The sequence below is a fragment of the Streptomyces sp. NPDC111507 genome (assembly GCF_055638955.1).
The window spans coordinates 480,097-493,398 of sequence record NZ_JBVKBU010000001.1; the positions used below are offsets into that span (position 1 = coordinate 480,097).

At 69.9% G+C, this 13,302-nt stretch carries 12 protein-coding genes and 1 riboswitch; of the genes, 2 read left to right on the plus strand and 10 right to left on the minus strand.

The window, feature by feature from the left end; translation table 11 throughout:
- Positions 1–7 precede the first annotated feature (7 nt).
- The 5 genes from ACZ7M2_RS02185 to ACZ7M2_RS02205 form a co-directional block, all read right to left on the minus strand.
- Positions 8–1,243: a hypothetical protein gene (locus ACZ7M2_RS02185; protein WP_471593781.1), complete on the minus strand. Its 1,236-nt coding sequence runs from the start codon at positions 1,241–1,243 to the stop codon at positions 8–10.
- Between the two features lie 32 nt (positions 1,244–1,275).
- Positions 1,276–2,307, minus strand: coding sequence for a C40 family peptidase (locus ACZ7M2_RS02190; RefSeq protein WP_471593782.1), 1,032 nt, complete (start codon positions 2,305–2,307; stop codon positions 1,276–1,278).
- A gap of 234 nt (positions 2,308–2,541) precedes the next feature.
- The gene (locus ACZ7M2_RS02195) at positions 2,542–3,582 is read right to left on the minus strand and encodes a C40 family peptidase (protein WP_450487698.1); all 1,041 of its coding nucleotides are present in this window, start codon (positions 3,580–3,582) and stop codon (positions 2,542–2,544) included.
- A 316-nt stretch (positions 3,583–3,898) separates the two neighbouring features.
- Positions 3,899–5,248, minus strand: coding sequence for an NYN domain-containing protein (locus ACZ7M2_RS02200; protein ID WP_352046636.1), 1,350 nt, complete (start codon positions 5,246–5,248; stop codon positions 3,899–3,901).
- Positions 5,249–5,282: 34 nt separating this feature from the next.
- Positions 5,283–5,522: a hypothetical protein gene (locus ACZ7M2_RS02205; protein WP_054231545.1), complete on the minus strand. Its 240-nt coding sequence runs from the start codon at positions 5,520–5,522 to the stop codon at positions 5,283–5,285.
- A 152-nt stretch (positions 5,523–5,674) separates the two neighbouring features.
- Here ACZ7M2_RS02205 and ACZ7M2_RS02210 point away from each other — a divergent pair, with 152 nt between their 5' ends.
- On the plus strand, positions 5,675–6,406 hold the full coding sequence (locus ACZ7M2_RS02210) for a rhomboid family intramembrane serine protease (RefSeq protein WP_470059816.1): 732 nt from the start codon (positions 5,675–5,677) through the stop codon (positions 6,404–6,406).
- Positions 6,403–6,684 carry an Lrp/AsnC family transcriptional regulator gene (locus tag ACZ7M2_RS02215; protein ID WP_054231546.1) on the plus strand — a complete coding sequence of 94 codons (282 nt, stop codon included), beginning with the start codon at positions 6,403–6,405 and terminating at the stop codon, positions 6,682–6,684. The genes ACZ7M2_RS02210 and ACZ7M2_RS02215 overlap by 4 nt, the downstream gene beginning before the upstream one ends.
- Positions 6,685–6,746: 62 nt before the next feature.
- On the opposite strand, the gene ACZ7M2_RS02220 is transcribed toward ACZ7M2_RS02215, so the two are convergent.
- The 5 genes from ACZ7M2_RS02220 to qcrC all read right to left on the minus strand — a co-directional run bounded on the left by ACZ7M2_RS02220 (position 6,747) and on the right by qcrC (position 13,291).
- Positions 6,747–8,108: an aminotransferase class V-fold PLP-dependent enzyme gene (locus ACZ7M2_RS02220; RefSeq protein ID WP_471593783.1), complete on the minus strand. Its 1,362-nt coding sequence runs from the start codon at positions 8,106–8,108 to the stop codon at positions 6,747–6,749.
- Positions 8,109–8,301: 193 nt separating this feature from the next.
- Positions 8,302–8,418: riboswitch (SAM riboswitch) on the minus strand.
- A 145-nt stretch (positions 8,419–8,563) separates the two neighbouring features.
- Positions 8,564–9,628: an anthranilate phosphoribosyltransferase gene (gene trpD, locus ACZ7M2_RS02225; RefSeq protein WP_471593784.1), complete on the minus strand. Its 1,065-nt coding sequence runs from the start codon at positions 9,626–9,628 to the stop codon at positions 8,564–8,566.
- A gap of 155 nt (positions 9,629–9,783) precedes the next feature.
- Entirely contained in the window at positions 9,784–11,424 is a 1,641-nt protein-coding gene (gene qcrB / locus ACZ7M2_RS02230; RefSeq protein ID WP_352046640.1) for a cytochrome bc1 complex cytochrome b subunit, read from the minus strand.
- Positions 11,421–12,485, minus strand: a complete 1,065-nt coding sequence (gene qcrA / locus ACZ7M2_RS02235) for a cytochrome bc1 complex Rieske iron-sulfur subunit (protein ID WP_471593785.1) — start codon at positions 12,483–12,485, stop codon at positions 11,421–11,423. Before qcrA ends, qcrB begins: the two co-directional genes overlap by 4 nt.
- Positions 12,482–13,291, minus strand: coding sequence for a cytochrome bc1 complex diheme cytochrome c subunit (qcrC, locus tag ACZ7M2_RS02240; protein WP_054231551.1), 810 nt, complete (start codon positions 13,289–13,291; stop codon positions 12,482–12,484). The genes qcrA and qcrC overlap by 4 nt, the downstream gene beginning before the upstream one ends.
- Positions 13,292–13,302 lie beyond the last annotated feature (11 nt).

Genomic DNA, 13,302 nt, shown 5'->3' on the forward strand with positions numbered 1-13,302 from the left:
AGCCGATTCAGCCGAGCTGCGCCTCCAGATACGCCCGCCACTGCTGCGTGAACTTCTCCGGCGTCGTGTGCAGTACGTCCCGCAGCGCGCCCTCGACGGCCCCCGCCCGCTTCTCGTGGTCGCCGACGGCCCGGTAGAACTCGTTCAGCCGGACCTCGCCCCAGTGGTCGGCGATCAGCCTGCAGGCCATCCAGCCGCCCTCGTACGCCCGCGCCAGCCGCGCCGCGTCCCCGGCGAACCCGAAGTCCTTGTCGTCCGGCAGCGCGGCCGGTACGTGCCCGTCCAGCACCGCCCGCTTCAGCTCCGGCGCCGCCTGCGTCGCCGTACGGCCGCTGCCGCGGTAGCCGACCCAGTCCGCGAAGCCCTCGGAGAGCCACAGGGGTGTGGCGGCGGTGGTGTGGGCGCGGGTGGCCACGTGCGTCGTCTCGTGGGTGAGCACGACCTGCTTGCCGAAGTCGCCGAGGAGGCCGTACGCATCGGGGTTGACGATGATCCGGTCCGCGGGCGCCCTGGCCGTCCCTCCCCCAGTCTTCGACCGGGGGGACCCCCATTTCGCTTCGCTCACCTCTCCCGTGGTGACCGCCGCGATCCCCCGGTACCCGGACGCGGGCGCCCCGAGCAGCCCCGCCATACCCTCCAGCGACTTCGGTACGAGGACGACGACGTGCCCCGTCCAGTCCGCGCCCCAGGCGTCCGTCACGGCGGGCACCGCACGGTCCGCGAGGCCGGCGTACGCCCGCAGCCGCTCACCGGACTGCCCGACCCCCAGGACGAGGCTGTGCGCGCCCCGTACCACCGTCACCGCCCCCTGCTCCCACAGCTGCTGACTGGCCCGCTCGGCGGGCACGTCGGAGGCGACCCGCCAGGTCCCGCCGTCGCGGACCAGGCGCAGCGTGCGGGCCGCCGTGACGGGCGCCCTGTCATAGCCCTCGATGCGGTAGCGCAGCTCGGCGCCCGCGGTGGCGTGGTCGCCGGAGCGGTGCAGGTCCGTCAGGCGGTACGACCAGGCGGCCAGCGGGACCGCGCGCAGCCGGGTGAACTCCGCGGTCGAGCCGGACGGTTCCTCCGTGGCCCGGTACGCCGACTCGTTCCGGTCCAGGACCGCGGCCGCCCGCCGGTCGAGGACCCGCTGCACATCGGCGGACGCGGTGTCCGGGGACGGCCCGCCGCCGCAGCCCACCAGCACGGCGAGCAGCAGCACCAGGGAGCACCCCGCCCGCGACGCACGCCTTCGACCAGCCACGTTCCCGATCGTACGGCGCCCGGGCGCGGGGGTCAGACCCGCGTCACGGACGAGATGGGCATCATGCCCACCGGGTCGTAGCGCACCGGCGCACCCGGGTAGGGCGCGTGGATCACCTGGCCGTTGCCGACGTACATCGCGACATGACTCGCGTCGGAGCGGTAGGTGACGAGGTCGCCGGGCTGCGCCTGGGAGAGCGGCACCTGCCGTCCGGCGTAGCGCTGTTCCTGGGAGGTACGCGGCAGACCGACGCCCGCCTGCCGGTACGACCACTGCATGAGGCCCGAACAGTCGAATCCGCCGGGCCCGTTGGCGCCCCACACGTAGGGGCGGCCGAGTGCGGAGCGGGCCGCGGCGAGGGCGGCGGCGGCGCGCCCCGAGGCGGGCGTGAGACCGCCGGGTCCGGGCAGGTCGGAGCGTCCGGAGCGGGAGGCCCGGTCGTAGGCGGCGCGCTCGGCGGACGGCAGCGAGTTGAGCAGTATGCGCGCCTTGGCGAGCTTCTGTTCGACGGTCCGCTTGTGCTGGGCGACGGCCTTGGTGCTCTTCTCCAGCTCGGCGAGTTTGGCAGTCGCCTCCTCGCGTTCCTGGGCGAGGTCGCGCATGGCGAGCTGGAGGTCCTTGAGTTCGCCCGCCTGGTGGGCGTTGATCCGGTCGAGCGCGGCGGCCTTGTCGAGGTACTCGGCGGGGTTGTCGGAGAAGAGCAGTGCCAGGGAGGGGTCGAGGCCGCCGGCGCGGTACTGCGCCCCGGCGAGCGAACCGAGCGCGTCCCGCATGGTGTTGATGCGCTCCTGCTGCCGGGCGATGCGGTCCTGTGCCGTGCTCACCTCTTCGCGCAGGGTTCCCGCGCGCTCGTCGGCCTTGTTGAACGCCTCGGTTGCCTTCTCCGCCTGGGTGTACAGGCGGTCCACCTCGGCCCGGGTGTCGTCCTTCGGTGCTGCGGCGGCCGGTACGGCCCCGAGGGCGGCGGCCGCGACGGACATCATGGTCACGGCGATGCCGGCGACGCCCGCGGCACTGACGCCCCGGTCGAACCCGGACGGTGGACGGCGGCGATGGGACCCCACGAGTAGCCGCTCTCCCTTCCGCTGACGGTCCCCCGGAGTTGGGGGAAACGCGCCAGACAGTAGCCGTGCGACTACGCACCGGCCAAAGACCTCCAGGGGCGCACAACGCGGCGCCCCGCCGGAGACGCAGGTCACCGACGGGGCGTGGGGTCAGCGGGAGTTACCGCGATTCGCCCGTTCGGGCGGCATGCCGAGGGGGCCTCGAAAGGATCTCGGAGGGTTCGAAGAGCCGGATCAGACCCGGACGCCGAACTGGAAGGCTCCACCGATGGTGCTCATCGACTCGTAGCGCACGACGGTTCCGGTGCGCGGGGCGTGCAGCACCTGGCCGTTGCCCGCGTAGAGACCGACGTGATGCAGGTCGCCGAAGAAGAAGACCAGGTCGCCGACCTGCAGATCGCTCTGCGAGTAGATGCGGGTGCCGATGGTCGCCTGCGACTCCGAGGTGCGCGGGATGGAGACACCGGCCTGGGCGTAGGACCAGGAGGTGAAGCCGGAGCAGTCGAAGTAGCTGGGGCCGACGGCGCCGTATTGGTAGGGCGTGCCTATCTTGGTCTGTCCGGCGGAGAAGGCGGCTCCGGCGCGCCCGGACGCGGGTGTACCGGGGTTACCGAGAACGGTGCGCTCGCTGGCGCGGGTGGCGCGGGACTGCTGCGCGTCGAGAGCCGCCTTCTCCTTGGCCGTCAGGGAGTTGAGGAGCTTCTGCGCCGCGGCGAGCTTGGTCTGGACCGTCTTCTTCTGCTTGGCCAGTTCCGTACGGGTGTCGGCGAGGTCCTTGAGCTTCGCGGAGGCTTCCTGCCGCTGCTGGGCGAGCGAACGCTGCTTCTCCTGGACCTTCTTCAGCGCCTCGACCTGCTGACTGCTCAGCTGGTCCATCGCGGACGCCTTGTCCAGGTAGTCGTCCGGGTTCGAGGAGAGGAACAGCGCCACGGAGGGGTCGATGCCGCCGGTGCGGTACTGGGCGCTGGCCATCGAACCGAGCCCGTCGCGCAGGGCGTTCAGCTCGTCCTGGCCGCGGGCCACGTTGTCCTGCAGGGTGCTGATTTCCTTCTCCAGCTTGTCCTGCTTCTCCTTGGCCCCGTCGAGCTTCTCGGTGGCCTGCTCGGTCTCCTCGTAAAGCTTGTCGACCTTGCTCTTGACCTCGTCCTTGCTCGGCTTCTCGCTGGGCGCGGCGTTGGCGGCGTTGGCGCTGAGGGCCACGGCAGCGGCGGCGACGGTGGTGAGCACGGTCACACGGGTGCGGCTCGGCTGCTTGGGTCGACGGTGGGACGCCACGAAGGCGAGCTCCTTCTTCCTCCAGCCGCCTGCCGAGACGCCGACGGGCGGTGTCCCCCCACCGTCACTCCCAATGAGTGATCACCCGAGTGGAGGTTCGAGCCCCGACCCTAGTGACCCTCCTGTGATCAGTTCAAATCCAAACCTGAAAATTCTTCGTCACCCAGCGCATTCTTTGCACTCAACTCACGTGCAGTGATGTGGGGCTGACGCTACGTTGCGTGAAGGTTTCGCCAATTCGGGCACAACGCCTGGATGTTACGGATGGGACGTACGGGCCCTTTGGTGCGTACGGCGCAGATCGCCGACGACCGTCTCAGCCGCGCGAGAAGCGCTTGAGAAGCACCACGGAGGCCACCGGGCGAGCGCCGGCCTTGGCGATCCCGTCGGCCACCTCACGGTCGGTGGAGACCACGATGACGGGCCGCCCGGGCGGCTCGGCGCGCACCAGCTGGCGGATCAACTCGTCCGCCGTGACACCCGCCTTGGAGAACAGCACCCGCACCCCGCGCGGCGGCGCGAGCAGCACGGGCGCCGCCAGCTCGGCCCCGTCGAAGACACACGTCACCTCGGCCCCGGTCTGCGCGGCGAGCTGCGAGAGCTGCCCCAACAGCCTGAGGCGCTGCTTCTCCAGCGGCATCTGCGGATAGCCGGTCTTGGTGACGTTGTAGCCGTCGACGACCAGATGCGCCTGTGGCAGCGCGAGCAGCTGGTCAAGGATCGCGGGATCATTTTCGGACAGGGCACGGGTCGCGATGTCCTTGGGCGTCATGCGCCCCGGTTCGACCGCGTCCACGGTCTCCGCCGGCCGTACGGACACGGGGGGCAGCGCGAGCTCCCGGCGCAGCCCCTGGGCCGCCTCCAGCACGGTGTCGAGCAACAGCCGTACGCGCATGTCCTCGACGCTGCGACCCTCGCGCGCCGCCTTGCGGGTGGCCTCCAGGGCCGCCTCGGCCTCGGAGAGCCGTGCCTTGAGCCGCCGGGTCTCGCTCTCGGCGGCGGACACCTGGGCCTGCCCGTCCGCCCGCGCGGTGTCCATCTCGCCCTGCAGCTTGCGCAGCGCGGCCTCGCCCCGCTTGACGTCGCTGAGAGCGCCGCGCAACTTGCGGTGAAGCGATTCCGCTTCCCTCTTCGCGGACTCCAACTCCGTGCGCAACCGCTCGGTTTCGGCCTTGGTCTGACCACGTGCCTGCGCGAGCTCCTCGCGCAGTCGCTCCAGCTCCGCCCGGCTCTCCTCGTCGGCGCGCTCGGCGTCCGCCCGCAGGGCCTCCTCGCCCGCGGCGGTCACCAGCTTCACCCAGCCCGTGGGGCGCAGCACATAGGCCGCGGCCGCCACGTCCAGCGGATCCGCGGCCGGCGGCGGCGCGCCCGAGTCGAGGGCGTCGGCGAGCTCCGACTGCGCCTCTCTGAGCTTCTCGGCGATGCGCTGCCGGAACAGCGGATCCGTCTCCAGCGCGGTGGCCATGGCGTTGCCGGCGAACTTCGCGCGCCGGTTGGGGGCGAACCGCGCATACTGCCGCAATGGGGCGGGCAGTTCGGCGACGGTCAACCCGCCGAAGCCGTCCGACACGATCTGTACGACCCGTCGGCGCACCCCGTCGGGCAGCGGACGGTCGAGCACCTCAGCGGCGCCGTCGTCCGGCTCCCCGCCTGTGGTCTCCACCATCCGTCACCCCAATGTCTGTGCGGGGCCCGCTCCCTCAGGAGCCGGCGCCCGGCCTGTCCACCAGTTCCACCTGGTCCACCGCGTTGCACCACCGGCAGCGCACCGACTCGATGGTCTCACTGACCACCTTGCGCTCCTCGACGTTCGGCTCACCGGCCAGGTCGAGGTGCACATACTCGACGACCTTGGACGAGCGGGTCACGTCGAATCGCGTGAGGTTGCCGCAGAGTGTGCAGCGCCAGCGAGTCTCGGCGGTCGGGAGGGGAACCGTCATGTGGCAGTCGCTTTCCTTCTAGTGTCCGTCCAGCGCCGGTCTCCGGCGCGTGTGGCTCGTTACCCTACGGCCTGGCGGGTACTCGACGCTCGGCCGTCCACGGCGGCGAGGCACTCTGCGTGCATCGGTCCGGTTACGTCATGCTCTGTCCCATGATCAGCACCTGGGGTACGGCGGTCGGCAGGACGATGCGCGGTCAGTCCGCGCCGGTGACGTACGGGCTGATCTTCCTGTGCTGCCTGATCTTCCTGATCGGTCCCGCCTCGGGACTCAATCCGTCGTTCGGCACCGGGGACGCGCTGGTGGTCGCCCAGCGGGCCTACTTCCGGCGCTGGGGCGTGATCCCCGCCGAGCTCTTCGACGGGACCCCGAGCGCCTGGCTCACCCCGGCCACGGCCCTGTTCATCCACGGCAGCTGGCTCCACCTCCTGGGCAACATGCTCTTCTTCTACGTCTTCGGAGCGATGACCGAGGAGCGCATGGGCCACGTCCAGTTCGTCGTCTTCTACGTGGTCTGCGGCTACCTCGCTCTGCTGGGTTACGCGATCGCCAACTCGGGCTCCGAGCAGACCCTGGTCGGCGCCTCGGGGGCGATCTCCGCGGTCCTCGGAGCGTTCCTGTACCTGTTCCCCAGGGCCCGGGTGACCAGTCTCTTCCCGTTCCTCTTCTTCTTGCCGCTGCGCTTCCCCGCCTGGGTCGTGCTGCCCTTCTGGGTGACCCTGCAATGGCTGGCGGCGGGCCGCAGCCCCTCGGGCCCCGGGGTCGCCTATCTGGCCCACCTGGTGGGCTTCTCGCTGGGGTTCGTCTACGCGTGGGTGCGGTTCGGGCGGCCGACTAGAGTGAAAACCCCAGCAGCAGCACCCGAGGGAGAAAACCAGCCGTGATCACCGCGATCGTGCTCATCAAGACCAGCGTGGACCGGATCCCCGAGATCGCCGAGTCGATCGCCGCGCTGGACAGTGTCAGCGAGGTCTTCTCCGTCACCGGTACGTACGACCTGATCGCCATGGTCCGGGTGAAGGCCCACGACGACCTGGCGGACGTCATCCCCGGCAAGATCAGCAAGATCCCCGGCGTCGAGGGGACGGACACCCACGTCGCGTTCCGCACGTACTCCCAGCACGACCTGGAAGCGGCGTTCGCCATCGGCCTCGACAGCTAGGCACAGGCGCGGGGTTCATTCGGGGATGTGGGGGCGGCGCCCCCACGTACCCCCGGCCGACCTCAGGCCGCCGGGACGCAGCGGCCGTCCTCCGTGCGGTAGTTCCACTTCGCCCCGTCCCGCACCAGTTCCCGCACCGCGCGCACGAACCGCTCCACATGCTCGTCGGGCGTACCGGCCCCGAAGCTGACGCGGATCGCGTTGAGGGACTTCTCCCCGGGCGCCGCCTCGGGCGCCCCGCACTCCCCCTGCGTCTGCGGATCACTGCCGAGCAGCGTCCGCACCAGCGGGTGGGCGCAGAAGAGACCGTCCCGCACCCCGATCCCGTACTCGGCGGACAGCGCGGCCGCGAAGTGCGAGCTGTTCCAGCCCTCGACGACGAACGAGATGACGCCGACGCGCGGGGCGTCGTCGCCGAAGAGCGACAGGACGCGGACCTCGGGCACCTCGGCCAGACCGGCGCGGACGGCCCCGATCAGCTGCTCTTCGCGGGCGACGAGCGTGTCGAAACCGGCCTCGGTCAGCGCCTTGCAGGCGGAGGCGATGGAGTAGGCGCCGATCACGTTCGGCGAACCGGCCTCGTGCCGGGCCGCGCTCTCATGCCACTCCACGTCCACGCCGCCGTCCACCCGCCGCGTGACCTTGCGGCTGGCGCCGCCGCCCGCGAGGTACGGCTCGGCCTCGCGCAGCCAGTCGGCGCGGCCCGCGAGCACGCCGGAGCCGAACGGCGCGTACAGCTTGTGCCCGGAGAAGGCGACCCAGTCGACGTCGAGGTCCCGCACGGACACCGGGTGGTGCGGGGCGAGCTGGGCGGCGTCCAGGACGATCCGGGCACCGTGCGCGTGCGCGGCGGCGGCCAGCTCGCGCACCGGCCACAGCTCGCCGGTGACGTTCGAGGCGCCGGTGACGCAGACCAAGGCCGGGCCGTGGGGGTCTCGGACGGCGAGAGCCCGCTCCAGGGCCGTCACGGCCTCCTGCGGGGTGCGGGGCGCGTTGAGGTAGGTGACCTGGGCGTCCTTCCACGGCAGCAGCGAGGCGTGGTGTTCCGTCTCGAAGACGAACACCTGGCAGTCGGCCGGAAGGGTGGCGGCCAGCAGGTTGAGGGAGTCGGTGGTGGAGCGGGTGAAGACGACCTGGTCGTCGCCCCGGCAGTCGAGGAACTCCGCGACGGTCCTGCGGGCGTTCTCGAAGAGGTCGGTGGACAGCTGGGAGAGGTACCCGGCGCCGCGGTGCACGCTGCCGTAGTACGGGGCGTACGCGGCGACGTCGTCCCACACCCGCTGGAGGGCGGGGGCGCTGGCGGCGTAGTCGAGCGCGGCGTAGGTGACCTCACCGCCGGTCACGAGCGGGACGGTGACATCTCGCCCCAGAACGGGCAGAGGGGCACAAACGGTCTGGTCGGCGGCAGCGGTGGAGACAGACATGGCGAGCTCCTGTGAGAGGCAGGCGGAATCGCTGCGCGGGCCGGGCGCACGGGGGTACGGGTGTGCGACTGCACGGCTCGGCGCAGGGAGGAAAGGCAAAAGGGGTGTGCGGAGGCGGGGCTCTACGCCCTATCGCATTCGCTTGCTCACAGAAGGCTCCCTCGAACGACCAGGACCCCTGGGATTCTCGAGGGGTCCGCGCTTGCCGTAGACCTCGCTGCCTACGGCCTGGTCTTCACCCGGGGCACCCCGCCACGGACGGAGGGTTGCCGGACAGCCGGCCGGGGCCTGATGGCTGTCGCTCATGACCTGATACGGCATCCTGCCACAAGATCTTCCACCCGCAACCCGGCGTCCGTATACCGGGACGCCGAGTGGGCCCAAAGATCGCGCAGTTCCCCGCACCCCTGAAGAGGCTCGGGGAACTGCGCGGGCAACCCCCACCGGCCCGCGGACTACGACTGGCTCGCCGCCACCCAGCGTTCCAGCGTGCGCTTCGCCGCCCCCGAGTCGATCGCCTGCGCCGCCTTCACCATCCCGGCACGGAGCTGGTCCGCGAGCGGCGCGTCGGTCGGCGACAGGGCGACGAGGGCCGCGGCGGAGTTCAGCAGCACAGCGTCCCGTACGGGCCCCGTCTCGCCGCCCAGCAGGCGACGGGCGACGTCCGCGTTGTAGGACGCGTCGGCGCCGCGCAGGGCCTCCACGGGGACGAGTTCGAGGCCGACGTCACGCGGGTCGAAGCGCTCCTCGGTGACCTTGCCGTCGCGGACGATCCAGACCCGGGACGTCGCGGTGGTGGTCAGCTCGTCCAGGCCGTCGTCGCCGCGGAAAACGAGCGAGGAGTTGCCGCGCTCGGCGAACACGCCCGCCACGATCGGCGCCATGCGCAGGTCCGCGACTCCGACGGCCTGTGCCTTCACCCGCGCCGGGTTCGTCAGCGGACCCAGCACGTTGAACGTGGTCCGGATCCCCAACTGCCCCCGCGCCGCCGCGACATGACGCAGCGCCGGGTGGAACTTCACCGCGAAGCAGAAGGTGATCCCGGCCTCCTCCGCGACCTCGGCCACCCGCTTGGTCGTCAGGTCCAGATTGACGCCGAGCTTCTCCAGGACGTCCGAGGCACCGGACGCGGAGGACGCGGCCCGGTTGCCGTGCTTGACGACCTTGGCGCCGGTCCCGGCCACGACGATCGACGACATCGTGGAGATGTTCACCGTCTTCGCGCCGTCACCGCCCGTACCGACGATGTCGACGGTGTCCCCCGGCACCTCGATCACATTGGCGTGCTCGTACATCGTCCGGACGAGACCGGAGATCTCCTCGACCGTCTCGCCCTTGGCCCGCAGCGCCACCGCGAACCCGGCGATCTGCGCGTCCGTCGCCTCGCCGCTCATGATCCGGTCCATCGCCCAGGCCGTGTCGTCCGCGCTCTGGTCGCGGCCCTCGAGCAGGCCGTTCAGCACCACGGGCCAGGAACGGCCCGCCGCGGTGTTGCCTCCAGCGGGGTTCACAGCGCTCATAAGCCGCTCCTGGGTCCGTCGTCCCGGCCAAGGGACGTCTTGTGTAGATGGGAACACCCTATCCAGGCCCGGAGACGGCAAAGAGCCCCCGTCCAGGCAATGGACGGAGGCTCTCGCCGTGGCGATCAGTGAAGACCGGTCAACCGGTCGCAGGATCAGTGGTGGCCGTGGCCGCTCGTGATCTCCTTGTACTCCTCGACCGTGGGCTTGGGGATCTGGCTGTCCTCCCCGTAGAAGCCCTCGCTGAGCTTGGAGCGCAGCCTCTCCGAGCCCTTCACCTTGCGCTCGACACCGTTCTCGTCGACCGTCGCGCCGATCTCGGCGGGCTGGTACTGCTCGTGAGCGGTGAGCGTGTGCAGGGCCTCCTGGCTGAGCGGCTCGTGCACCTCGATGAACTCACCGTGCGGCAGGCGCTTGATGATGCCCGACTCGCGGCCGTGCAGCACCTTGTCCTTGTCGCGGCGCTGGAGGCCGAGGCAGACCCGCTTGGTGATGACGAACACGATCACCGGCACGACGAAGAAGCCGATGCGCACGAACCAGGTGATCGAGTTGATCGACAGGTGGAAGTGCGTGGCCCAGATGTCGTTGCCACCACCGACGAGCAGGACGAAGTACCAGCTGATCCAGGCGGCACCGAACGCGGTCCGGGTCGGGACGTTGCGCGGGCGGTCCAGGATGTGGTGCTCACGCTTGTCGCCGGTGACCCAGGACTCGATGAACGGGTAGACCGCGATCGCGACCAGGACCAGCGGGAAGATCACCAGCGGGATGAACACGCCCAGCACGAGCGTGTGACCCCAGAGGTTGATCTCCCAGCCCGGCATGACACGGATCAGACCCTCGGAGAAGCCCATGTACCAGTCGGGCTGGGCGCCCGTGGACACCATGTCCGGACGGTAGGGGCCCATGGACCAGATCGGGTTGATCGAGGCGATCGCCGCGATGGCCGCGATGACACCGAAGACCAGGAAGAAGAAGCCTCCGGCCTTGGCCATGTAGACCGGCAGCAGCGGCATGCCGACGACGTTGTTGTTCGTCTTTCCGGGGCCCGCGAACTGCGTGTGCTTGTGGTAGAAGACCAGGATCAGGTGGCCGACCACCAGCCCGAGCATGATGCCCGGCAGCAGCAGGATGTGGACCGAGTAGAACCGCGCGACGAAGTCGCCGCCCGGGAACTGGCCGCCGAAGAGGAAGAACGCCAGGTACGTGCCGACGACCGGCACGGACAGGACCGCGCCCTCCATGAAGCGGACACCGGTGCCGGAGAGCAGGTCGTCCGGGAGCGAGTAACCGGTGAAGCCGGTGAACATGCCCAGGACGAACAGCAGGAAGCCGAACAGCCAGTTGACCTCACGCGGCTTGCGGAACGCACCCGTGAAGAACACGCGCATCATGTGCACGAACATGCCGGCGAGGAAGACCAGCGCCGCCCAGTGGTGGATCTGCCGGACCAGCAGACCACCGCGCACCTCGAAGGAGATGTGCATGGTCGAGTTGAACGCCTCGGACATCAGCTGTCCCTGCAGGGGGACATAGCTGCCGTGGTACGTGACCTCGTTCATCGACGGGTGGAAGAACAGCGTCAGGTACACACCCGTGAGGATGATGATGATGAAGCTGTAGAGGCAGATCTCACCCAGCATGAACGACCAGTGGTCGGGGAAGATCTTGCGCATGTTGGACTTGGCCAGGGAGTAGATCCCGAGCCGTCCATCGGCCCAGTCGGCGACTTTCTCGCCGGCCGGGGCCTTCTCGCGCGAAGGGCGCGAGTCGGAAGTGGTGGTAGTGCTCATCCGCGCTCCCAGAAGGCAGGACCGACGGGCTCTTCGAAGTCGCCGAGCGCTTCGAGGTAGCCCTGTTCGTTCACACCGATGCGCAGCTGCGGCAGGGCGTGACCGGCCGGGCCGAAGATCACTCGGGCACCGTCGGAGAGGTCGAAGGTGGACTGGTGGCAGGGGCAGAGCACGTGGTGCGTCTGCTGCTCGTACAGGGAGATCGGGCAACCGACGTGGGTGCAGATCTTCGAGTACGCCACGATGCCCTCGTGCGACCAGGCGAGCTCGCGCTTGTCCTTGATGTTCTCCGGCTGGAGCCGGACGATCATCAGGGCCGCCTTGGCGATCTGGAGCTGGAAGTCCTCGTCGTGCTCCTCCAGGCCCTCGGGCTTGGCGAAGGTGAGCGAGCCGACGGCGACGTCGGAGGCGCGCAGCGGCTCGTTCGTGTTCATGTTGACGAGCAGCTTGCCCTTGGACCAGAGCGTGTGGCGCAGCTTGGTGCCGGGCAGCGGACCCAGGTCGCGCAGCAGCATGACGCCGGAGAGCGGGAACAGGGCCAGCGCGCCGAACATCGTGTTGCGGATCAGCTTGCGGCGGCCGAGCGCGGACTCCTTGGCGCCCTGCTTGAAGTCGGCCAGGACCTTGGCCTTGACCTCGGGCTCCGCCTCGATCGGGTGACGCTGGTCGGCGATCTCCACGTCGGACATCAGGGTGCGGGCCCAGTGGACCGCGCCCGCGCCGATCGAGAACAGCGCCACACCGAGGGTCATACCCAGCGCGAAGTTCAGCGCGCTGATGTGCCCGAGCGGGAAGACGAAGATCGACTGGTCCCTCGGGATCGCCACGTACGAGGCGATGAACCCGACGGTGGCCAGCATCGACAGCGTGAACAGCATGGCGACGACGCGCTCGGACCGCTTGGCGGCCCGCTCGTCGATGTCCTGGACGCGGTGCTCGTGGGGCGGCAGGCCCGGGTCCGCGAACGGGTTGGTCTCGTCCGCGAGGGCTACCGCGCCGTGACCGTGCTCGTCGACCTGCTCAGCGGGCAGGTTCTCTTCTGGAATGTCTTGGCTACTCATGACTTCTTGGCCTTTGCGGTCCGAGCGGCGACCCAGACGGCGACGGCGACCAGGGCGCCAAGACCGAAGATCCAGCCGAAGAGGCCTTCACTGACCGGCCCGAGGCCACCCAGCTCCAGACCGCCGGGGCTCTCGGTGTCGTCACCGTTGACCGCGTTGAGGTACGCGATGATGTCCTTCTTGTTCTTCTCCGACAGCGTGGTGTCGGGGAAGGACGGCATGTTCTGCGGGCCCGTCTGCATGGCCTCGTAGATGTGCTTGGGGTCGACACCTTCAAGGCTCGGCGCGTACTTGCCGTGCGTCAGGGCGCCGCCCTTGCCGGTGAAGTTGTGGCACTGCGCGCAGTTCGTACGGAAGAGCTCGCCGCCCTTGGCGATGTCCGCACCCTCGGGGCTGACCTGGCTCTTCGTCGGAATCGTGGGACCGGCGCCGAGCGAGGCGATGTACGCCGCGAGCTGGTCGATCTCGGCCTGCGAGTAGATGACCTTCTTGCGCGGGATCTGAGCGCCCGGCTGCTGGGCCGGCATACGGCCGGTGCCGACCTGGAAGTCGACCGCCGCGGCGCCCACGCCCACCAGGCTCGGCCCGTCGGAGGACCCCTGACCGCCGGTTCCGTGGCAGCTGGCGCAGCCCACGGAGTAGAGCTTCTTGCCCTCGTCGATGGCAAGGGACTGGGCGGTCGTATCGGCCTGCGCCTTGCTCGCGGGTGCGAACGCGGCGTACAGCCCCCCGGTGGCCGCCAGCGCGAGGAGTAGGACGACGACCGCCGCCAGCGGATGGCGTCGTCGTGCGGAGAGCTTTTTCACGGATTACCCCG